23 protein-coding genes are annotated in these 20,539 nt (G+C 68.7%); 14 read left to right on the top strand and 9 right to left on the bottom strand.

Translation table 11 applies throughout. The features are described from left to right. Positions 1–66: 66 nt before the first annotated feature. Positions 67–1,506, bottom strand: coding sequence for a glutamate decarboxylase (locus tag ABZV91_RS06320; protein ID WP_355236289.1), 1,440 nt, complete (start codon positions 1,504–1,506; stop codon positions 67–69). A gap of 331 nt (positions 1,507–1,837) precedes the next feature. On the opposite strand from ABZV91_RS06320, the gene ABZV91_RS06315 reads away from it, so the two are divergent. Both ABZV91_RS06315 and ABZV91_RS06310 read left to right on the top strand, forming a co-directional pair. Further along, complete coding sequence (locus ABZV91_RS06315) at positions 1,838–2,263, top strand: VOC family protein (protein WP_355236286.1); 426 nt, start codon at positions 1,838–1,840, stop codon at positions 2,261–2,263. Positions 2,264–2,279: 16 nt separating this feature from the next. After that, on the top strand, positions 2,280–3,917 hold the full coding sequence (locus tag ABZV91_RS06310; RefSeq protein WP_355236283.1) for an MFS transporter: 1,638 nt from the start codon (positions 2,280–2,282) through the stop codon (positions 3,915–3,917). A gap of 122 nt (positions 3,918–4,039) precedes the next feature. On the opposite strand, the gene ABZV91_RS06305 is transcribed toward ABZV91_RS06310, so the two are convergent. From ABZV91_RS06305 to ABZV91_RS06290, 4 genes are all read right to left on the bottom strand, one after another. After that, the gene (locus ABZV91_RS06305) at positions 4,040–5,548 is read right to left on the bottom strand and encodes a phosphatase PAP2 family protein (RefSeq protein WP_355236280.1); all 1,509 of its coding nucleotides are present in this window, start codon (positions 5,546–5,548) and stop codon (positions 4,040–4,042) included. A 142-nt stretch (positions 5,549–5,690) separates the two neighbouring features. Beyond that, positions 5,691–6,203, bottom strand: a complete 513-nt coding sequence (gene msrA / locus ABZV91_RS06300) for a peptide-methionine (S)-S-oxide reductase MsrA (protein ID WP_355236277.1) — start codon at positions 6,201–6,203, stop codon at positions 5,691–5,693. Between the two features lie 87 nt (positions 6,204–6,290). Next, entirely contained in the window at positions 6,291–7,103 is an 813-nt protein-coding gene (locus ABZV91_RS06295) for a methyltransferase domain-containing protein (RefSeq protein WP_355236274.1), read from the bottom strand. Between the two features lie 352 nt (positions 7,104–7,455). Then, positions 7,456–7,920, bottom strand: coding sequence for a cupin domain-containing protein (locus ABZV91_RS06290; protein ID WP_355236271.1), 465 nt, complete (start codon positions 7,918–7,920; stop codon positions 7,456–7,458). 76 nt (positions 7,921–7,996) lie between these two features. Between ABZV91_RS06290 and ABZV91_RS06285 the strand changes: the two genes are divergently transcribed. The 3 genes from ABZV91_RS06285 (at position 7,997) to ABZV91_RS06275 (ending at position 11,597) form a co-directional block, all read left to right on the top strand. After that, the gene (locus tag ABZV91_RS06285) at positions 7,997–8,560 is read left to right on the top strand and encodes a helix-turn-helix domain-containing protein (RefSeq protein ID WP_355236268.1); all 564 of its coding nucleotides are present in this window, start codon (positions 7,997–7,999) and stop codon (positions 8,558–8,560) included. A gap of 295 nt (positions 8,561–8,855) precedes the next feature. Further along, on the top strand, positions 8,856–10,109 hold the full coding sequence (locus ABZV91_RS06280) for a cytochrome P450 (protein ID WP_355236266.1): 1,254 nt from the start codon (positions 8,856–8,858) through the stop codon (positions 10,107–10,109). A 243-nt stretch (positions 10,110–10,352) separates the two neighbouring features. After that, positions 10,353–11,597 (top strand): cytochrome P450, encoded by a 1,245-nt coding sequence (locus ABZV91_RS06275; RefSeq protein ID WP_355236263.1) that lies wholly within the window; start codon positions 10,353–10,355, stop codon positions 11,595–11,597. Here ABZV91_RS06275 and ABZV91_RS06270 read toward each other — a convergent pair. After that, positions 11,574–12,041, bottom strand: coding sequence for a hypothetical protein (locus ABZV91_RS06270; RefSeq protein WP_355236260.1), 468 nt, complete (start codon positions 12,039–12,041; stop codon positions 11,574–11,576). The genes ABZV91_RS06275 and ABZV91_RS06270 overlap by 24 nt on opposite strands. A 290-nt stretch (positions 12,042–12,331) precedes the next feature. On the opposite strand from ABZV91_RS06270, the gene ABZV91_RS06265 reads away from it, so the two are divergent. After that, the gene (locus tag ABZV91_RS06265; protein ID WP_355236257.1) at positions 12,332–12,670 is read left to right on the top strand and encodes a hypothetical protein; all 339 of its coding nucleotides are present in this window, start codon (positions 12,332–12,334) and stop codon (positions 12,668–12,670) included. Between the two features lie 92 nt (positions 12,671–12,762). On the opposite strand, the gene ABZV91_RS06260 is transcribed toward ABZV91_RS06265, so the two are convergent. Next, a complete protein-coding gene (locus ABZV91_RS06260; protein ID WP_355236254.1) occupies positions 12,763–13,149 on the bottom strand; it encodes a hypothetical protein in 387 nt (128 codons plus the stop codon). 68 nt (positions 13,150–13,217) lie between these two features. Here ABZV91_RS06260 and ABZV91_RS06255 point away from each other — a divergent pair, with 68 nt between their 5' ends. The 3 genes from ABZV91_RS06255 (at position 13,218) to ABZV91_RS06245 (ending at position 15,276) form a co-directional block, all read left to right on the top strand. Next, complete coding sequence (locus ABZV91_RS06255) at positions 13,218–13,715, top strand: MarR family winged helix-turn-helix transcriptional regulator (protein WP_355236251.1); 498 nt, start codon at positions 13,218–13,220, stop codon at positions 13,713–13,715. A gap of 63 nt (positions 13,716–13,778) precedes the next feature. Then, positions 13,779–14,288: a GtrA family protein gene (locus tag ABZV91_RS06250; RefSeq protein ID WP_355236248.1), complete on the top strand. Its 510-nt coding sequence runs from the start codon at positions 13,779–13,781 to the stop codon at positions 14,286–14,288. A gap of 79 nt (positions 14,289–14,367) precedes the next feature. Further along, positions 14,368–15,276 carry a bile acid:sodium symporter family protein gene (locus ABZV91_RS06245; RefSeq protein WP_355236245.1) on the top strand — a complete coding sequence of 303 codons (909 nt, stop codon included), beginning with the start codon at positions 14,368–14,370 and terminating at the stop codon, positions 15,274–15,276. Here the strand turns inward: ABZV91_RS06245 and ABZV91_RS06240 are convergent. Beyond that, positions 15,259–15,561, bottom strand: a complete 303-nt coding sequence (locus tag ABZV91_RS06240; protein WP_355236242.1) for a hypothetical protein — start codon at positions 15,559–15,561, stop codon at positions 15,259–15,261. The genes ABZV91_RS06245 and ABZV91_RS06240 overlap by 18 nt on opposite strands. A 47-nt stretch (positions 15,562–15,608) precedes the next feature. On the opposite strand from ABZV91_RS06240, the gene ABZV91_RS06235 reads away from it, so the two are divergent. After that, positions 15,609–16,439 (top strand): amidohydrolase family protein, encoded by an 831-nt coding sequence (locus tag ABZV91_RS06235; protein WP_355236239.1) that lies wholly within the window; start codon positions 15,609–15,611, stop codon positions 16,437–16,439. 41 nt (positions 16,440–16,480) lie between these two features. On the opposite strand, the gene ABZV91_RS06230 is transcribed toward ABZV91_RS06235, so the two are convergent. Beyond that, entirely contained in the window at positions 16,481–17,314 is an 834-nt protein-coding gene (locus ABZV91_RS06230; RefSeq protein ID WP_355236236.1) for a sigma-70 family RNA polymerase sigma factor, read from the bottom strand. Positions 17,315–17,506: 192 nt separating this feature from the next. Here ABZV91_RS06230 and ABZV91_RS06225 point away from each other — a divergent pair, with 192 nt between their 5' ends. The 4 genes from ABZV91_RS06225 to ABZV91_RS06210 all read left to right on the top strand — a co-directional run. Beyond that, positions 17,507–17,755 carry a hypothetical protein gene (locus tag ABZV91_RS06225; protein ID WP_355236233.1) on the top strand — a complete coding sequence of 83 codons (249 nt, stop codon included), beginning with the start codon at positions 17,507–17,509 and terminating at the stop codon, positions 17,753–17,755. Between the two features lie 25 nt (positions 17,756–17,780). Beyond that, entirely contained in the window at positions 17,781–18,239 is a 459-nt protein-coding gene (locus ABZV91_RS06220; RefSeq protein ID WP_355236231.1) for a hypothetical protein, read from the top strand. Continuing rightward, entirely contained in the window at positions 18,154–19,128 is a 975-nt protein-coding gene (locus ABZV91_RS06215) for a dihydroxyacetone kinase subunit DhaK (protein ID WP_355236228.1), read from the top strand. Before ABZV91_RS06220 ends, ABZV91_RS06215 begins: the two co-directional genes overlap by 86 nt. A 1,003-nt stretch (positions 19,129–20,131) precedes the next feature. After that, positions 20,132–20,539: ATP-binding protein (locus ABZV91_RS06210; RefSeq protein WP_355236225.1), on the top strand; the 408-nt coding region annotated here is incomplete at its 3' end.

Below are 20,539 nucleotides of genomic sequence, written 5' to 3'. Positions count from 1 at the left end.
GGCAGGCCCGGCCCGAGACCGCGGAACCGGCCGGCCACGGCGACTGTGCCGGCCGGTTCCACTCGGTCACGACCCCGTCGGCCGCACTCCCGCGTGATGCGGCCGGATATCGGCCCCGTGCGTGAACGACGCGGCCTCGGCCCCACGCTGCGGCGCCCGCTGGGCCCGCAACCGCGGCAGCGCCCGCTCCAGCGCCTCGATCAGCAGGTCCGCCAGGTCGTGGCTGAAACCGTTGCGGACCACCACGCGCAGTACCGCCAGATCCTCCCGATCGGCCGGAAAGGTGTAGGCGGGCACCAGCCAGCCCTGTTCACGCAGCGCCGCGGAGACATCGAAGACCGAATACCCCGTCTCCCCCTCGGCCAGGGTGAAGGCGAAGACGGGCAACTGCCGGCCGTCGGTGATCAACCGGAACGGGCCCAGCCGCGCGATCCGGTCGGCCAGCGCGGACGCGACCTCCCGGCAGTAGCCCTGCACCCGCGCGTAGCCCCGGTGCCCGAGCCGCAGGAAGGTGTAGTACTGGGCCACCACCTGCGCGCCGGGCCGGGAGAAGTTGAGCGCGAAGGTCGGCATCTCCCCACCGAGGTAGTTCACCCGGAAGACCAGCGCGTCCGGTAGCGCGTCGGCGTCGCGCCACAGCACCCAGCCCACCCCCGGATAGATCAGCCCGTATTTGTGGCCCGAGGTGTTGATCGAGGCGACCCGGGGCTGCCGGAAATCCCATTCCAGTTCGGGATCGCAGAACGGCGCGATCATGGCGCCCGACGCGCCGTCCACATGTACCGGGATATCCCAGCCGTGCTCGGCCTGCACCCGGTCCAGCGCCGCGCAGATCTCGGCGACCGGTTCGTAGCTGCCGTCGAAAGTGGACCCGAGGATCGCCACCACACCGATCGTGTTCTCGTCGCAGCGTGCCGCCGCTTCCTCCGCGGTCAGGTGGAACCGCTCCCCCGACATCGGCACCACCCGCGGCTCGACGTCCCAGTACTCGGCGAACTTCTCCCAGCACACCTGCACATTGATCCCCATCACCAGGTTGGGCCGCTCGGTCGACTGCCCGGCGGCCCGGCGCCGCAGCTGCCACCGGCGCTTCATGGCGAGTCCGGCCAGCATGCACGCCTCGCTGGAGCCGGTGGTCGAACACCCGACGGCATGGTCGGGGTCGGCGGTGTGCCACAGATCGGCCAGGATCCGCACACACCGCTGCTCCAGTTCGGCGGTGCGCGGGTACTCGTCCTTGTCGATCATGTTCTTGTCGAAGCATTCACTCATCAGCACCTGTGCCGCGGGCTCCATCCACGTGGTGACGAAGGTCGCCAGGTTGAGCCGGGCGTTGCCGTCGAGCAGCAGTTCGTCGTGCACGATCTGGTACGCGGTTTCGGCGTCCAACTCGCGGGCCGGCAACCGGTTCCGGGGCACCTCGAGCGGTTCCCGGGTGAACACCGGATTCACCGAGATATCGTCCCGGCCGGGGCCGCCGGGATGAGACGGATGGGTCAATGCCATGGAGACCTCCACCAGCATTCGGACCGGACGTGGCGCCGCCCGGACGGGCAGCGACCCCGAGTATCGCCCGGCGAACGACTGTCGCGGCGCACGGCGGGCCGCCCCGGCGGGTCGGGTGCCCACTCCCGCCGGATTGCGGGGTATTCCCGCGGGCGATCGCCGGTGCCGGAACCACCCCCGTGTCTGGGCGGGATCTGCCCCGGCGCCGGACCGCGCGGGCTACGCTCGGCGGATCGGTCCGCGCGCCGGCCGCCTTCCCGGCATCCCCGGATCGTGACACGTTCCCCCTGGTCACCCATTCGCACATCCGCATCACCAGAGGAGGAGACCCGTGAAATCCGTCAACGCGTATCTCATGTTCAACGGCAACGCCGAAGAGGCGTTCACCTTCTACCAGTCGGTGTTCGGTGGCGAACTCCAGCTCATCCGGTTCGGCGATATGGGCGAGGGCGCGAACCTGCCGGACGAAGCGAAGAGCCTGGTGGCGCATACGGCGCTGCCGCTGGCCGGGACCGGCCAGGTGCTGATGGGCTCGGACTGCCCGCCCGGGCAGACCGTCGAGGTTCCGCAACGGCCGAACTTCACGGTATGCCTCGAGGTGGGCGACCGCGACGAGGCGGAGCGGGTGTTCGGTGCGCTGAGCGAGGGCGGGTCGGTGGATATGCATCTCGCCGAGACGGAGTGGACCGAACTGTTCGGCATGCTCACCGACAAGTTCTCGATTCCGTGGATGATCGACTTCAACTCGTCGCAGTAGCAGCCGGCGCCCTCCTATGAGTACCGGGCGACCCGAGGCACCGGCGGCACGATCCGGTTCCGGGGTGGTGCTGGCGGTGCTGTGCGCGGGCCAGTTCCTCATGGCTCTCGACAGTTCGGTGATGAACGTATCCATGGCGACCGTGGCGCAGGACCTCGATACGAGCATCACCGGTATCCAGACCGCCATCACCCTCTACACCCTGGTGATGGCGTCGCTGATGATCACCGGCGGGAAGGTCGGCGCGATCGTCGGCCGACGGCGCGTGTTCGGCATCGGCCTGGTCGTCTACGGCCTGGGTTCGTTCGTCACCGGGCTCGCGCCGAATCTGGGCATTCTGCTCGTGGGCTGGTCGCTGCTCGAGGGAATCGGCGCGGCCCTGATCATGCCGGCGATCGTGGCCCTGGTGGCCGCGAACATCCCGGCCGAACGCCGGACGGCGGCCTACGGCCTGGTCGCGGCCGCGGCCGCCGCGGCGATCGCGGTGGGGCCGCTGCTGGGCGGCGCGGTGACGACCTACGCCTCCTGGCGGCTCGTCTTCTTCGGCGAGGTGGTCGTGGTCGTGCTGATCCTGCTGCTGTTGCGCAAGATGAACGACACCTCCGGCGAACAGGCCCGCCTCGACTACCTCGGCTCGGCGCTGTCGGTATGCGGCCTGGCCATGATCGTGTACGGCGTCCTCCGCTCGAGCGAATGGGGCTGGATACAGGAGCGGCCGGGGGCCCCGGCCGTGTTCGGCCTGTCCCCGGTGATCTGGCTGCTACTCGGCGGACTACTCGTCCTCTATCTGCTCCGTGAGCGGCTCGCCTTCTGTGTACGCACGGGGCGGGAACCGCTCTTCGACCCCGAACTGCTGGGCAACCGGCAGCTCACCGGCGGACTGGGGATGTTCTTCGCCCAGTTCGCGGTGCAGGCCGGGGTGTTCTTCACCGTCCCGCTGTTCCTCTCGGTGGTCCTCCAGCTCAGCGCGCTGGGGACCGGCGCCCGCTTACTGCCGCTGTCGGTCGCCTTGATCGTGACGGCCGTCGGCATCCCGAAATTCCTGCCGCGCGCGGGCGCGCGGCGCGTGGTCCGTCTGGGCCTGCTGTCCATGACCGTAGGGATCCTGCTGCTGGCGGGCGGGATGGACCCCGGGGCCGACGCGCGCGTGGTCGCGATCCCGATGCTGTTGATGGGCGCGGGTCTGGGTGCGCTGGCGTCACAATTGGGCGCGGTGACCGTCTCCGCGGTACCCGAGTCGCGCAGTGCCGAGGTCGGCGGGTTGCAGAACACCGCCACCTACCTCGGCGCGTCGCTGGGCACCGCGCTGATCGGCTCCATCCTCATCGCCACCCTGACCTCGTCGGTCATCGATGGGGTCGAGAACGATCCCGCCGTGCCCGCCTCCGTCCAGCAGCAGGCCACCACCGAGCTGGCCGCCGGTGTGCCGTTCCTGTCCGATACCCAGTTGCGCGACGCGCTCACCGCCGCGGGGGTGGACGAACCCACAACCGACTCGATCGTCGCGGTGAATACCGCGGCCCGCCTGGACGCGCTGCACACGGCATTCGCGGCGACCGAGCTGCTGGCCGTCGCCGCGCTGCTCGGCACCCGGCGGCTTCCGGAACGGTCGCTGACACGGGCGGACGGCGACGGCTCACCCGATTCCGGCTGACCCCGGCGCCTGTGCCGCGCTCCCCACCGGTTTCCGGCAGCGAGGTGGCCGGAGAATCCAGGCGACCGTCGTAGGTCGTGCCGGACCGCGGTTCCGAGCGAAAGCCGCGGTGTCGATCCCTCTCAGCGGAAACGGAACACGTCGGGCAGCCACGGAGCCCGGCGATGGTGCGGACGGCTGCGGTTGACCCACAGCGGATTCGACTCGTCGCGCCGGTACACCGTGAGCTGACCCGCCACCGAGAAGCGCAGATGGGTGGCACTGCCGAACACCTCACCGTCGGCCGCGAGCGATTCGGGCCGGGGCAGGTAGACGAACAGCTCCGACAGTTGCCGCTCCCCGTAGACCCGGCTGTGCCCGATGGCGGCCAGCAGCAGCGCCACCACCGCACGGGTGCGCGACCAGCGCAGATCGGCGCGCAACCAGCGCACATCGAGCAGTCCGGAATCGAGCCGGTCCCGGAACGCCGGTACGGCGCCGTGCGGATGGTAGGGCCCGTTGCCGACGAAGAGGAACCACACCCGCTGCCAGTGGTCGTCGAGGTAGATCTCGATCGGTTCGGCCCGGCGCAGCGTGACCACGAGTGCCGCCGCGAACGCGGGCCACTTGCCCCACCGCGACTGCCATTTCTCGCGCAACCGGACCAGATCCGGGTAGGAGCCGAGACTGAAGGTGTTGATCAGATGCCGGGTCCGCATCTCGGTCGCGTCACCGTACTGGACGCCGGCGATATCGACCGCGACGGCCTCCCCGACACCGGTCGCGTCGACGACCTCGAGCAGATCGTAGACACCGAGGTCACGGGCGAAATGATTGAGCGTGCCGGTCGGGATCACCACCAGCGGCAGGCCGCGGCGCAGAGCGACGGCGGCCACCGCGGCGACGGTCCCGTCACCACCGGCCACCCCGACGGCCGCGACCGGCTCCGGCTGCGCCGCGATGGCCTGCTCGAGGAGTTCGGCGCAGTCGACCTCGGGACGGGTGCGCAAGACGGCCGCCGCGGGCAGGGCCGCGGCGATATCGTCGGTGGGGTCGTAGTCGGCGTCACCGGAGACGGGGTTCACCATGACGACGAGCCCTTTGCCCTCGGCGAGCACCGGCGCCTCGCGGACCAGCCGGGCCCGCGCCTCGTCGGATTCGCGCACCGGCCACCAGCGCCGGGTGGCCAGCGCGATCCCCGAACCCACGGCGGCGCCGACGAGAACATCCGAACCCCAGTGCACTCCCGTGTGGACCCGGGAGTAGGCGACCGCCGCGGCCAACGGCGCCACGGCCAGCGCGGTGCGCGGGCTCTCCATCGCGACCGCCGTCGCGAAGGCCGCGGCGCTGGCGCTGTGCCCGGAGGGAAACGACGAGGAGGACGGGGCCGGGGAGAGCCGCCGGCACTCCGGCATCAGTTCCGCGGCCGGGCGCCGCCGGGCGAACAGCGGCTTGAGCACGAGATTGGCCACGAAGCTGGCGCCGGCCACCGAGACCACCCCGCGCAATGCCGCCCGTCGCGTGGCCCCCTGGCGCACGGCCAGCAGCCCCGCACCGGCCATCCACAGAACACTGTGATCGGCGCTGCCGGTCAGTCGTAGCAATCCCGCGTCCAGCCGGGAAGCGGGCAGTTCCGCCACCGCGCCGCCCACGGCGCGATCGAATCGTCCGATCCTCTGGAACCTACGGCGCGCCCAACCACTCACCCGCCCGACACTACTCATCACCGCGGCCGGGCCGCGAACCGAAGCGGCGCGGGGCATCGACCCCGGCCGCTCCGGCGGCCGGTATCTACTACGCGGTGCTCTGCCGACGCGGCAGCTTCCAGCCGGGCCGCGGGAAGTGGCAGGTGTAGCCGTTCGGGAAGTGCTGCAGATAGTCCTGGTGCTCGGGTTCGGCCTCCCAGAATTCCGGGGCGGGCGACACCTCGGTGACGACCTTGCCCGGCCACAGTCCCGAATCCTCGACATCGGCGATGGTGGCCAGCGCCTCCCGCTTCTGCTCGTCGTCGACGTAGAAGATCTCGGAGCGATAGCTGCTGCCGATATCGTTGCCCTGACGATCCCTGGTGGTCGGATCGTGGATCTGGAAGAAGAACTCCAGCAACGCCCGGTAGTCGGTCCGGTCCGGGTCGTAGACGATCTCCACGGCCTCCGCGTGACCCGGATGGTTGCGGTATGTGGGGTGATCGTTGCGCCCGCCGGTGTAGCCGACGCGCGTCGATACGACCCCCGGCTGCTTGCGGATGAGCTCCTGCATTCCCCAGAAGCACCCGCCGGCCAGGATCGCCTTGCGCGTTTCGGTCACGCTTCCTCCTCAGTCCTGTTTTCCTGCCCCGGTTACAACCCGGGGCAGGGTCCGGAAAGTCCCGTTCCTCAGCCGACCGGCACGTGGTCAGGCCCGATGCGCGGTCACCAGCAGATACTCCCACTCCATCCGGCCGTTGCCCAGATCGTGCGCGGCGCCGAGTTCGGCCAGTTCCCGGTCCAGTCGCGCGGCCCGGTCCGGCTCGTCGGCGAGCGATCTGTACACGGTGACCAGGGGGCCGTAGTTGACCTTGAAGAAGTCACGGAAGGCGGTGCCGTCGGCGAAACAGTCGACGACAGCGTTTTCCCGGCGCAGCCGGAGATCGGTCACCCGGTCCCCGAGCAGTTCCGTGACATGCGCTTCGTCGCCCCACAGCGGCGGCGGCTGCGCCCCGGGTGGCGGGGTGGGGGCGTACGGCTTCATGACGGCGAACATCCGGCCGATGAACCCTTCCGGCGTCCAGTTGATCAGGCCGATGTTCCCGCGCGTCCGGGTGACCCGGACCAGTTCGTCGGCGGCGGTCCGATGGGACGGCGCGAACATCACCCCGACACAGGAGAGCACGGCGTCGAAGGCTCCGGACTCGTAGGGCAGGGCTTCGGCATCGGCCTGCTCCCAGGTGAGCTCGACTCCCGCGGCGGCGGCATTGCGGCGGCCGGCCTCGAAGAGTTCGGGAGTGAGGTCGCTGGCGACGACCTCGGCGCCCGCCGCGGCCGCCGGTATCGCGGCGTTCCCGGCGCCGGCGGCGATATCCAGTACCCGCTGCCCGGGCCCGATACCGCAGGCGGCGACCAGCCTCCTGCCGAGTCCCGGAATCACATCGGCGGCCACCCGGGGGTAGTCGCCGGAGGCCCACATCGCTCTGTGCTTGCCTTTGAGGTCGGGCGCGAACTGCGTCATCGTCTGCTCCTCGGGGTCGATCGGAACCTGGAACCGCTCACGGCAGGTCGCGCCCTCCGGGACAACTTCGCGGCCGCCCATCAGTCATTTCGCCGACTCGGCCACATGCCGAGCTCGTCCTATTGTCTGCCCCGGCGGCCGTGCGCCGCAAACCCCGGTTCCCCGATCCACCGCGCAGCGATCCCGGAACCGGCCGAGCGGCCCCGCGCCCGACGCGGCCGGCCCCGGACATCGCGACACACGCGATCGAGCGGCTGCGTGTGAACCGCGCCGGGCGGCAATGGCGCCTGACCGGTCGGGTGCCCCGCCCACCACGCACCGAACCGTGACGCCCACTGCCGAAACCCACGGCCTAGGCGGATTCCTCGTACCGGATGTCGTAGCGGGCCGCGATCGGATTGATCTTCACGGGGTCCAGCGCACCGTCGGTGAGCACCGCGGGTCCCGCTTCGAAGAGATCCTCCAGATAGCACTCCCAGCCGCCGGGCGAGGAGATCTGCAGCAATCGGGGCGGCGGGACGGAGGCCGCGCGCAACGCGTGCGGGACCCCGTGCGGTAGCAGGACGAACATGCCCGCGGTCACGGTGAGCGATCGGTCGGCGAAGTCGACGCCGAGTTCCCCGTCCAGCACGTAGAGACATTCGTCGGCGACGTGATGGGTGTGCCGGGGGATATCGCGCGCGAGGGTCACCTCGAGCAGCGAGAACCTTCCTTCGGTATCACCGGTCAGCGCTTTCACCGCGAAAGCCGGCGGCAGCGGCACCCGGCCCGGGCGCACCTCGCCCGGCCCCAGCACTCGAAAACGTTCCTCCGACATGGACTCCCACCTCTCGACGAGCTATAATCGGAACCGGATTCAGATTCCGTTTAAGTTCTGCACGAGAGGAACCAGGTTGTCAAGACCCACCCGGCGGACCCCGCGCGCCGATGCCGCACGCAACCGGGATCGCATACTCGCCACCGCACGCACCCTGTTCGCCGAACACGGAGGCGGCGTCCAGCTTCCCGAAATCGCGCGTGCGGCCGGCGTCGGCATCGGCACCGTCTACCGCCACTTCCCCACCCACGGCGCTCTGGTCGAAGCGGCTGCCGCACAACGGTTCGCCGAGATCGAGAGTTTCGCCCGCGACTGCCTGTCCGACGCGACACCGGGCAGCGCGCTGGCCCGTTATCTGCATCACGTCGGGGAGATCCTGGCGGCCGACCGCGGCCTGTCCGCCGCCGTCGAATCCACTCGGCGTTCGGCGGGCAGCGAGCCCCGGGGCGAGGCCCGCGCCGGTCTGGAAGCCGTGCTCGGTGAGATCATCGCACTGGACCGGGCCGCCGGCGTCGTGCGCGCCGACTGCACCGTGGCCGACGTCTACATGATCGTGGGCGCCCTGTCGGCGACCATCCGCACGGGGGCCGGTGACTGGCGCAGACTCCTGACCATAGTGCTCGGCGGGCTGCGCCCGTAAGGCCCGGAGGACTCCGTCCACAGCGCGGCCGCGTGCTCGCATGGCGGACAAGGGACAACGACCGTACAGTTCTCCGGGACCACCGGTCGACGCATACACGCCCAGGCCGCAATCAGCGCCACGCGCGCTCCGGGCCATCCCCCGGCAGCCCGCGTCACCCTGCCGCAGCGGTCATCAAACACAATGCGTCGCAGAGTAATTGGTGTTCGCCTCCAGTAGGGTGCTACATCGTGCCGAGAGGACGGGCCGACCGCTCGGAGGGTCTCGGCATATCGCGATCAGTCTGGAGTCACCCTTGAGCACGCCACCGCCCGATACCCGTACCCCACCCCGCGCCGCCCACGGCTCACCCTTCGCCGACGGCGGACCCCGCGTCCCGCTCTACGCACCCGAATTCGCCGAGGACCCCCACCGGGTGTTCCGGCAGATGCGCCGGGAACATCGGGCGATGGTGCCGGTGGATCTGGCTCCCGATGTCCCCGCGACCCTGGTGATCGATCACCAGAGCGCGGTCCGCATCCTCAACGACCACGAGCACTTCCCCGCCGACCCGCGCGCCTGGCAGCAGCGCATGCCCGCCGACTGCCCCGTACTGCCGATCATGGAATGGCGGCCGATCGCGGCGCGCAGCACCGGTATCGATCAGCAGCGTTACCGGGAGGCGAATGTCACGGCGTTGGCCGAGATCGATCTGCACGCCATCCGCGCCGCGGTCGAGGAGATCGCGGTACCGCTGATCAGCGCCTTCTGCCAGACCGGACGGGCCGATCTGCTGATGCAGTACGCCTTCCCGCTGGCCTTCGAGGTCTGCAACACGCTGCTCGGCTGCCCGCCCGAGATCGGCCGGCGAGTCGCGGCCGGTATGGCCGCGATGTTCGAGGGTGTGGACGCCGACGAGGGCAACCGGATCATCGGCGCGGCCCTGGCCGAACTGGTGGCACTCAAACGCGCCGAGCCGGGCAACGATGTCACCTCGCTGCTGCTCGGCCATCCCGCCGAATTGGACGAGGTGGAGGTGATCCACCAGGTGACAAGCCATTACGGCGGGGGCATCGAACTACAGCAGAACCTCATCGCGAATACTTTGCTGCTCATCCTCACCGACGAACGCTTCGGCGGCAACGTGCTCGGCGGCAGCCTCTCCACCCGCGACGCCCTGGACGAGGTGCTGTTCGACAACCCGCCCATGGCCAACTTCCTCATCACCTACCCACGCCAGCCGATCCTCATCGACGACGTCTGGCTGCCCGCCCACCAACCCGTCGTCATCAGCATCGCCGCCTGCAACCACGACCCCTCCATCCGCGCCGACGACCACCGCGGCAACCGTTCCCACCTCTCCTGGGGCCTCGGACAACGGACCTGCCCGGCACAGACACTGGCCTACCTGGTGGCCCAGGACGCCATCGACCAGCTGCTGGACGCGCTCCCGGAACTCGAGATCGACCTGCCACCCGAGGGTCCCGCCTGGCGGCCCGGCCCGTTCCACCGTTCCCTGACGTCACTTCCGGTGAAATTCCCGCCGTCGCCGCCGTTCACATTCCGCTGATGTCCGCGCCGGCCGAGCGAGCGAACCGGCGAGCCCCCGCCGGCATCGACCGCGCGGAATCGGTACGACCGGGCGCGGCCCGGTAACCCCGCGGGCAGCACCGCACGGCGCGACGTCGCACATGCGCAAACAGAATCGACCGCAACATATTCGGTGGTCCGGTCACGTATCGTGCCCGCGGGCCGGAACGACAGGATCGCGCCCGGGCCTGTCGTCTACCACTGCGAGAACTACGGAGTCACTTTGAGCACCTCACAGCCCGATACCCAACCCCGCACCGTTCACGGCTCTCCCTTCGCCGACGGTGGCCCGCGCATTCCCCTCTACTCGACCGAATTCGCCGAGAATCCCCACCGAGTGTTCCAGCAGATGCGCCGCGAACACCGCTCGATGGTGCCGGTGGATCTCGCGCCCGATGTCCCCGCGACGCTGGTCATCGACCATCGCACCGCCGTAGACATTCTCAACGACCACGAACACTTCCCCGCCGACCCCCGGACCTGGCAGCAGAGCATGCCCGCCGACTGCCCCGTACTGCCGATCATGGAATGGCGGCCGGTCCCGGCCCGGAGCACCGGAATCGATCAGCAGCGTTACCGCTCGGCGAATGTGGCCGCGCTGGCCGAGGTGGATCTGCACGGACTCCGTGCGTCGGTAGAGCAGATCGCGACCCCCCTGATCAACTCCTTCTGCCAGACCGGCCGGGCCGACCTGCTGATGCAGTACACCTTCCCGCTGGCCTTCGGGGTCTGCAATACGCTGCTCGGCTGCCCACCCGAGATCGGACAGCAGGTCGCCGCCGGTATGGCCGCCATGTTCGAAGGAATCGACGCCGGGGCCGGCAACCAGATGATCAATGCGGCACTGGCCGAACTGGTCGCACTCAAACGCACCGAACCCGGTGACGATGTCACCACGCGACTACTGCAGCACCCGGCCGAGCTGACCGAGGACGAAATGGTCCATCAGCTGGCGGGCCTGTACGGCGCGGTGATCGAACTGCAGCAGAACCTTGTGGCGAACGCCCTGCTGCTCATCCTCACCGAGGAACGTTTCGGCGGAAATGTGCTGGGCGGCAGCCTCTGCACCCGCGACGCGCTCGACGAAGCACTGTTCGACAACCCGCCCATGGCCAACTTCCTCATCACCTACCCACGCCAGCCGATCCTCATCGACGACGTCTGGCTGCCCGCCCACCAACCCGTCGTCATCAGCATCGCCGCCTGCAACCACGACCCCTCCATCCGCGCCGACGACCACCGCGGCAACCGCTCCCACCTCTCCTGGGGCCTCGGACAACGGACCTGCCCCGCGCAGACCCCGGCCTACCTGGTGGCCCAGGACGCCATCGACCTGCTGCTGGACGCGCTTCCCGAACTCGAACTGGACGCACCCGAGGGGCCCGCCTGGCGCCCGGGTCCCTTTCACCGGTCACTCACCGCGCTACCGGTGAAATTCCCGCCGTCACCGCCGATCTTCGCCGGGTGACGCGGACGCGTCCCCGCGCCGGGCGCGGCGGTGCGGGCCGTCGATGGTCCGCCCGGCGCGCGCCCAGACGCCCTCGATATCGAAACGGCCGGCCTGCCACGAGTCGGTGACGACCCGGACCCGGCCACGCCAGGCCCGCATGATCCGGGCGTGGACCGGCCACCGCACGAAACGCCGCATATCCCGCTCGCTGTCCCATACCGAGATGGAACCGCCGCGCAGCTGCGCCGGCCGGCCCCACAGCCACACCCCGACCGCGCCCTGCAGCACCGGCCAGGTCTCGCCCAATTCGAGCCCCTCCCGGTAGATCTGCTGGACATCCTTCTCCGAGGTCGCCAGGAAATCGGTCACGCTGACGAACACCGTCCCCGCGGGGTCCACGCTGGGGCCCGGTTTCCACGGCATGAGCACTGTGCCCTCGGAGAACGGCGGCGTGGCGGTCATGAGCCGGCTCGCACGGTGCCCGGGTGCACGAACGCGTTATAAATAAACATGCGCCTACAATAGGCACATGTTTATCAATTCGCCAGCGCTACACACGCACGGCCGAAACCCGGTGGAAGCGGTCGATCCGGCCGGCCCACCCGGCCGGCGCCCGCCGATACGGAGAACCGTCACCACAGGCCCGAAAGACGGCCGAGGGTACACACTTTCGCGTAGCGGGCTAACGCGAACGCGCGCACGGCGATAGGGAAGGCAATGGCTTCCGAGCCCGCATACCGGAGGAGAGCGCTGTGAAATCGACCGTCCGATACCTGTTCACCGGCGCGGCAGCGGTCGCGGCCCTCACCTTCGCCGGCGCCCCGCAGGCCATGGCCTATCCGGTCGGACCATGGGGAGTAGAGGGCCCGTGCACCGGCCTGCAGCCGAACCAGTGCCCGTGGAGCCCCTCCGAGGACGGCCTCACCTGGTCGTACAAGGGGCACTCCTCGCACTACGACAAGACGGGCGGCTACGTCTGCAACACCAACCAGTGGGAGCCGCTGCGCACCGCCTACTGCAACACGGTGATAACCCTGGTCCGCGCGCTACCGCCGATGCCGATCGGCGAGGTCCTCGGCGGACAGAGCTGATCCGCCGACCTTCGCGAAGACGGGAGCGCGGCGTCGACGGCCGGTCGAATTCCCGTGCCGCCGGGATCCACCGAACCGCGACGCGGCCGCGGCTAATGCGCCGCGAGGACACCGCCGACCCCGGTACGACCGGCCGGCGTGCCCACGAATTCGACAATCACCCCGGACCGGACCTCGGCACCGAACACCGACACGATCGCGTCGGTCACTCCGGATACGAGGCGGGACACGATCTCCGGCCCGTCCGCCCGCTCGAACGCGGCTTCCCTGATACCGAAGGTCACGCTCGGCGACGACTTCGTCACCGGCACACCGCCGATCGCCCAGCGGCCCACGGGCAGACCGATCAACCGGACGTCCACGATATCGCGGGCCCAGTCGCCGTAGACCTCGACGACCGCGTCGGTCAACCCTTCGATCAGCCCGGCCTCCCGGCCGGCGAGGTCACGTTCCAGGACATGCACGGTCAGATGCGGCATCGGAGCCCCTTAGGATGAATCAGAAGACAAAAAATATTTGTAAACAAAGGTAAATCGGAGGTTGTCAGGTGTCAACACCCGACTCCCCGGACGACACCGTCCGGGAACTGCTGCTGCTGATGCCGCGCCTGGTCGGCCGCGCGAAACGGATGCGCCCGCCGCCGGAACTACAGTCCTTCGACCTCGCTCCGAGGCACCTCTCGCTGCTGTCGCTGCTACTGCTCGACGGCCCGCAGACCGTCTCGCAACTGGCCGACCGGCTCGGCGTCGCCGCCACGACGGTGAGCCTCATCGTGAGCGACCTGAGCCGCAAAGGGGTACTGGTCCGCCATGAGGACGACGCCGATCGCCGGCGGCGCATCATCGATATCGCCACCGCGAGCAGACCCGCCATCTCCCAGTGGCTCTCCCCCGGCGCACACGCGTGGCGCACGGCCCTGGGTCCCTTGACTTCCGCGCAGCGCCGCGTGGTCGTCGACACCCTGCTGGCCTACGAGGCCGCGGTCGCGGAGGCCACCGGCGACCCCGCGCACGACGAGACACCCTCGCGGCGTGACGGGCGGTGATCGTGCCCGCTCACATCACCTCGGTCGTACCGATCCCGGTCGGCCCCGCCTATATTGGGCGAAGTGTCCCTAGTCCGAACGACGCTCGACCGGGTCCCCGAACCGTATCGCTCCCACCTCGTCCGCAACCGTGAACTGCTGAAGTTCGCCGTGGTCGGCGCGATCACCTGGTTCATCGACACCGGAATCGTATACGCGCTGAAGTTCACCGTGCTGAGCGACAAACCGCTGACCGCGCGCGCGATCGGAGTGCTCTTCGCCACGATCGTGTCCTATATCCTCAGCCGCGAGTGGTCCTTCCGCACCCGCGGCGGGCGCCAGCGCCGGCACGAAGCCGCTCTCTTCTTCGGGATCAGTGCACTGGGTATCGGCGTGACTCGGGTGCCGCAGGCGATCTCGCTGTATGTCCTGGGCATCCGCGTTCCGGAGGTGAGTCCTGCGGTGCAGGCGGCCGCGAATTTCCTCAGCGGCCAGATTCTCGGTGTGCTGCTCGCGATGGCGTTCCGGTTCTGGGCCTTCCGGCGTTTCGTATTCCCGAGCGAACTGGAACAGCCGACCCCGGTACACCACTGAGGACGCGCGCCGGCCGGCTCCGGTCCGCTTGACGGGCCAGCAGAGGCCGGGCGACACTCGGCCGTCGGAAGGATGACGTATGGGGTCGATGGTGTTCGCGGTCGCCTTGCCGCTGGCACTGGGAATCGTCATGTTCGGCCTGGGGCTGACCCTCACGGTCGACGACTTCGCCCGGGTGGCACGCTTTCCCAAGGCGGCGCTGATCGCGCTGATCTGTCAGCTGATCGTGCTGCCCGCCCTCTGCTTCGGTCTGGTGCGACTGTTCGGTCTCGACGGCGCGCTGGCGGTGGGCATGATGCTGCTGGCCGCCTCGCCCGGCGGGACGTCGGCGAATCTGTTCAGCCATATCGCCGGCGGCAATGTCGCGCTGAACATCACACTGACCGCGGTGAATTCCGTGCTCGCCGTCTTCACGCTGCCGATCGTGGTGGGCCTGTCCTACTCGGTGTTCCTGGACGACGGCACCGGCATCGGCCTCCGGCCCGACAAGTTTCTCCAGGTTTTCGCCCTGGTCCTGGTGCCGGTGGTGCTCGGGATTACGGTGCGCCGCCTGTTCGCCGACTGGGCGCTGCGGATGCACGCCACAGTGAAGATCGCCGCGGCGGTGGTGCTGGCGCTGGTGGTCGTCACGGCTCTGGTCTCGGAGTTCGACGCCTTCACCGAGCATGTCGGACAGCTGGGCGCGATCGCCCTGCTGCTGTGCGTGTGCAGCCTGCTCATCGGTTACGCGGTCCCGCGCGCGTTCGGGGTGGAGCGGGCGGATGCCATCGCCGCCGGAATGGAGATCGGCGTGCACAACGCGGCCCTGGCCATCACCATCGCGGTGACCGTCCTGGGCGACGAGACCATGGCGGTTCCCGGTGCGGTGTACGGATTCCTCATGAACATTCCGGCCGCTCTCGCCACCTTCCTGTTCGCCCGTTCCGGGCGCGCCGAACCGGCTTCGGACCGGCCGACGCGACCGGCGACCTCACCCCCGGCCGGGTGATTCCGCATCCGGGCGGTCCGGCAGCGACGCGACAGCCGAATCGAGGGCGTCGAGCAGTTCGGCGAACCGCGCCCGGCCGTCGATACCGAGCGCGTCGAGCACGAGACCGTTGAGCACACGGTAGGTCTCCTGCGCCCGGCCGACCGTCTCGGTCCCGCGGGCAGTGAGGAACAGGGCGACGGCTCGGGGATCCTGATCGCTCACTCGCCGCTCGACGAGACCGGCGCCGCGCAGGCGCGCTGTCGCGGCGACCACGGCGGGTTCGCCGAGCCCCATCCTGCCCACCTCCCAATACTTTGATAGTGAAGTATATGCGCCGGAAGGAGCCGCCCATGGGTGCGATCGATGTCTGGGCCCAGCAGGTGGGTCCGCGGATGGCCCGCGAGCCCTGGCTGGCCAGCCTGTTGCGCTGGACCGGGAAGGACGCCGCGGACATGGCCCCCGGTATCGACCGGACGCTCGGGCGAATGGACGCGGCGGGAGTGGATCTCGCGCTGCTGTCGGCCTGGTACGGGCCCGGTGGACCGCTGATCACCAATGACGAGGTGCGGGCCGCCGTCGAGCACGCACCCGCGAGATTCCGCGGCCTGCTCGGCGTCGATCTCCGCGATCCGGTGGGCGCCGCTCGAACCATCCGCGAACTGGCCGGCGACGTCTTCGTGGGCGTGCGGGTCGTGCCCTGGCTGTGGGAGCTGCCGCCGGACCATCGGCTCTATTACCCCGTCTACACCGCCTGCGTCGAAGCGGGCATACCGCTGTGCACCCAGATCGGGCACACCGGACCGTTGAAGAGCTCCGAGACCGGCCGGCTCATCCCCTACCTGGAGCGGGTCCTGCTCGATTTTCCGGATCTGGTGGTGGTGGGTGGCCATGTCGGATTCCCGTGGCTCGACGAAGTCGTGACGCTCACGGTCAAATTCCCGAACTTCTACGTCGACACCTCCGCCTACGCGATCGACCGGCTACCCGCGGCGTTCCTCGACTACGCCCGGACCCTGGGCCGCCGCCGCGTCATGTTCGGCACGAACTGGCCGATGATCGATCCGGTCCGGGCCCTGCACGGCCTGGAGGGCCTGGACTGGGACGCGGAGTTGCGCGCCGACTTCCTCGCGGGCACCGCACGACGAGTATTCCGCCTACCCGCCGCGCCGGACGAGTCCTGACCACCCGCGGAGGTCCGGCCCACTCGGCGGGGCTCCTCGGCTCATTCCCGGGAGGTGAAGGGCCCCGCCACGATCCGGCTCCCGGTGATCGACAGTTCGGCATCGAAGTCGCATTCGATCACCGCGCTGGTGAACCGGGCCGACCGCTCGTAGATCTCGGAAACGTGATCGGCCAGCCAGTGCGCGATGCCCAGCGACCCGACACCCGTCACACCGACGATATGGACGATGACACGCCCGTCGGCCACCTGCCGGGCGAGGTAGCCGATATCGATTCGGTTCGCGGTGTCGGCACGGAACGGCGAGCTGTACCGGCGCCCGGAGGAGTTGTCGACGAGATACCAGGTGCCGTCGATGTGCTCGAAACTCAGCACTTCGTCGGCGTCGAGAAGACGCCGCGCCACCGGGGCCGCCTCGGGCGCGCAGATCACCACGGCGTCACCGGGCGGGACGTCCTCGGCGCCGGGCTCGACCTCGAAGCGCGTGGATGCCATCGACAGGCGAGCCAGGTCGACTTCCACTCGCTGCCGGGTCGCCTGGAAACTCACGTCGAAGTGCGCATGTTCGCGCTCGCCGTCGGTTTCGGCCGGCCGGGGAATCCCGACCGCCACCGGGCCGACGCCGAAGAACGCGCGTTCGGCCGGCGGAGCGTTCGTCCGGATCTGACTGATCCGGCCCTTCGTCACGCCGAGGAGTTCCGCGATCTCGGTGAAACTCAGGCCGGACCGATGAGCTTCTTCGATCGCTTCCCGGCGAAGTCTCGCCAGCTCGGTGGCTCGCTGCTGATAGAGGGTGATCAGTTCGGTGGCCCGCTGACCACGGCGCACCGGGTCCGGATCGCTACGGACCTCGTCGAACTCGTTGGCGCCATCCACACTTCCGAGTTTAGAGAGTCTTGACGGCGGACCCGCAGCGGCCGTATGGTCATGTTTACACCCCCTCAACCATTCCGGGCTCGCACGCCGGTCTGGTTTATGGGGGATAAACCCATGGTCGTGCACCATATCCCGCTTTCCGGCCCGAGATAGACGTCCCTGTTCAATCCAGCGAACCTGCGAGGTCAGACGATGCCCGAACAGCGCCCGCCGCTGCCCATCCGGACCACCAACCGCGCCATGGCCGCGACGCTGAGGCTCTGGCAGACCACTCGATGCGCCGACCCGGCCGTTCTCGAACGAGTCGTCACCGGGCTACGTGGACTCGATGACACGTGCCCCCGAGACGGGCACGCCCCGGACGCCCTTCCGACCGAACCACACCCCGGCGCGATCGCGCGGCACCCGATCCGGCGGTACCCGGACGATATCGACGCCTGACCACCACCAGCGCAGAAAGAAAGACATGCCACAGCACGGCGAACCGGTGTGCGGATGCCGCATCGCGCCCTGGATCCACACCGGAATGCTCGTACCGAAATCCGCGGCCGGGCTCTACTACTGCCCGGAGAAGTCGCACTGCCTTCATGGCACCCGGGTCGCGAACGGCCGGATAGCGAGCCACTGGCGCAACGTTCCGGGCGAATGTCCCTGGGTGGGACTCACCGTCGTCGACACACCGACCTGCGAGTGCGGGCGCGGACCGTGGATCAACCTCCGGCTACTACGAATCGCCCTGCGCGAGAACCTCGTCGGGCCCGTCACCGCCGTCGGCTGCCCGGGCCTGTGCCCGGGGACCCTGGTACCGGTCGACGACGAACGAATAGTCGATCATTCGCGTGACAACCGCACCCGGTGCCCCTGGTCCGGCACCCGGATCATCCCCCTCGGCACTCCCCCACCGCTGTTCCCGCCGACTCGCTGAGCCACTCCGGTGCAGACGCGCGGCGCGATGTCACCTGCCCCGTGCCACTGCGCCGACAGATTCTCACCAGCCCGGGACCGCACCCGAGGAGGCATTCGAGGGGCTCGCGCTCACCAATCCGACACTTGTCCGCTACGACCGCGCGCGTGGCATCGTCCCCCGGGCCACCCCGGCGCGGGACAAGGTCGGCCTCGTCTCCGGCGGCGGATCCGGCCACGAACCCCTACACGCCGGATTCGTCGGGCGCGGCATGCTCGAGGTGGCCGTACCCGGCGCGGTATTCGCCGGCCCCACGGCACTCCTACGCCGACTGGCTGACCGCGGTGTCCTGGGCACCGGCGGAATTAGCAGACCACCGTTCGGCATGTTCTTCCGGGAACCCGCCCGCAGCGCCGACAGCGATCCCGCCACGGCACTCACCGTTATGGGCTGGATGACCCCGGTGGCGGCACTATCCGGCGACCCGGCACACTGGGATCACCAGAACCGCCCTGTTCCCTGTCATCGACGGCGAACTCCTCGGATCCGCACCGTGGACCCGCACACGGCATCCCGCCACGCCGGCATCCCACCCACCTTTTCGTTGACGCCGGGCAGTGCCACGGAACGGTCAAGCTGCGACTTCGTGCACCGCGGCATCGGCCCGCACGTCGAGAACGGCGAGCAGGACCATTCGGGACACAGACATATTCGACATGTGCCCAGGCAGGGTAATCACCGCGCAAGCTGCGGCTCGACGGCATTCCTGGACGAGATCCACGAACGCCGGGGGAAGCATTCCGCTCTGTGGTGCGGGCTCGTGGAATACGGCACCCAGCTCGTATCCGAGGGAGCTGGCAGCGGCTCGGAGCCTGCTTTCACTCGTATCGGCATCGCTGTCATGAAGTAGGTCATCGCGGAGATAGCCATAGGCGAGAGGCAACAGTGTAGTCATCGGTAGTGTAGTCATCGGTTGAGCCAGTTCTCGATGGTGTGGCCACACGGAGGCGAAACCCCTGGCAGCCGGATGGAAAGGTCATCGCAGGGCAACATGGTGCACCTGTTCGCCGCGGCTCGGCAGACGTCGAGTCCGACCGTCGAATCCTCAGGTGTCCTTTTCTCGGACGCGGATCTTGTGCTTCCGGGCGGCCATCGAGTCGACGCCGGAAACGTGTGCTGAGTGACCGGTCGCACGGCTGCCGGCCCCGGAAACGTGTACAACCTCCGAGCTACGCTGCTCGATCTCGGCTTCACTTCGTTGTGCGCCGAAGGCTCCGTGCTCGTCCTCTGCGTGTTCGGCCGCGCGATCGAGTAATTCTTCGGAACGGTACCGGCGGCTCCAACCGCCGACACCTTCAATTCTTGACGTCTGGTATAGGGGTCCGAATCGGTAAAAACATCTTTTTCCCCGAGCACTACCTACCTAAAGTCTGTTTTCCCAGGTGAGGCGATCCGGAAGCCTGTCACGCCGACGACTGATCCATGGTGAAGCGCGGGCCTCGGTAGGAAGCGACACGATATCTGACGTGTGTCGATCATCAACCGTGCCGCACTGCCTGATCCAGGGGCAAGCGGTGCAGATCCCGAGATCCTGCGGTGGCGCAACCACCACAGACGAGTCACCGAGTCGAGCCGCTGCGCGGAGCAGATCTCCCAGGTCGCACGCCTCACCGCTGCGGGTAATGCGCATGACCCCACCCCCGCTGGTCGGTCCGAGGGCTGTAAGAGTCCGGTTCCGGATAGTCGACTCGAACCGCCCGACAATGGGGTGAACAATCTACCCGGGCACCACAACCAGAACAGTGCCCTGACCACGGGTCTGTTCGCTTCGCCGCAGCCGGCCCGGCAGATCGGCCCCTCCGGCTCGATACGGGAAGCTGCGTGGTTGCCAGGGCCAGGTTAGGCTCATGGGTATGTATCGGGTACGGGCCGGTACACGGCCGGCGGCTTCGGACATGTTCATCGGCCGTGAGTTGGAAATCAAGAAGATCACCACCTTGCTGTTGGGTTCGGCACGGTTGGTCACCTTGACCGGTCCGGGTGGGATCGGAAAGACGCGATTGGCAGCCGAAATCGCCCGGCGGTGCGATGAAGACGCGCACACCTCGGTGTATTGGGTGCGGTTGGCGCGACTGCCCGTAGGCGCGGATGCAGGGGCGGTAGAAATGGAGGTCGCTCGGTCGGTTCTGGATGCCGATCCCGCCGTGCGGCCGACGTGGGATGAACTGGTCGATAAATTGACCTGCGCCGATGAGGCGGGGCAGACGCCGCGGACCCTGGTGGTGCTGGATAATTGTGAGCACGTACTGGCTTCGGCGGCC

Origin of the sequence: Nocardia sp. NPDC004568, from assembly GCF_040609955.1 — a bacterium.
Classification (GTDB): domain Bacteria; phylum Actinomycetota; class Actinomycetes; order Mycobacteriales; family Mycobacteriaceae; genus Nocardia.
This window is presented reverse-complemented; position numbering and strand designations above follow the sequence as displayed.

Excerpts from the sequence above, each read along its gene's own strand:
- ABZV91_RS06320 (WP_355236289.1), bottom strand. The coding sequence starts at position 1,506 with ATGGCATTGACCCATCCGTCTCATCCCGGCGGCCCCGGCCGGGACGAT.
- ABZV91_RS06310 (WP_355236283.1), top strand. The coding sequence starts at position 2,280 with ATGAGTACCGGGCGACCCGAGGCACCGGCGGCACGATCCGGTTCCGGG.
- ABZV91_RS06295 (WP_355236274.1), bottom strand. The coding sequence starts at position 7,103 with ATGACGCAGTTCGCGCCCGACCTCAAAGGCAAGCACAGAGCGATGTGG.
- ABZV91_RS06290 (WP_355236271.1), bottom strand. The coding sequence starts at position 7,920 with ATGTCGGAGGAACGTTTTCGAGTGCTGGGGCCGGGCGAGGTGCGCCCG.
- ABZV91_RS06270 (WP_355236260.1), bottom strand. The coding sequence starts at position 12,041 with ATGACCGCCACGCCGCCGTTCTCCGAGGGCACAGTGCTCATGCCGTGG.
- ABZV91_RS06260 (WP_355236254.1), bottom strand. The coding sequence starts at position 13,149 with ATGCCGCATCTGACCGTGCATGTCCTGGAACGTGACCTCGCCGGCCGG.
- ABZV91_RS06245 (WP_355236245.1), top strand. The coding sequence starts at position 14,368 with ATGGGGTCGATGGTGTTCGCGGTCGCCTTGCCGCTGGCACTGGGAATC.
- ABZV91_RS06235 (WP_355236239.1), top strand. The coding sequence starts at position 15,609 with ATGGGTGCGATCGATGTCTGGGCCCAGCAGGTGGGTCCGCGGATGGCC.
- ABZV91_RS06225 (WP_355236233.1), top strand. The coding sequence starts at position 17,507 with ATGCCCGAACAGCGCCCGCCGCTGCCCATCCGGACCACCAACCGCGCC.
- ABZV91_RS06220 (WP_355236231.1), top strand. The coding sequence starts at position 17,781 with ATGCCACAGCACGGCGAACCGGTGTGCGGATGCCGCATCGCGCCCTGG.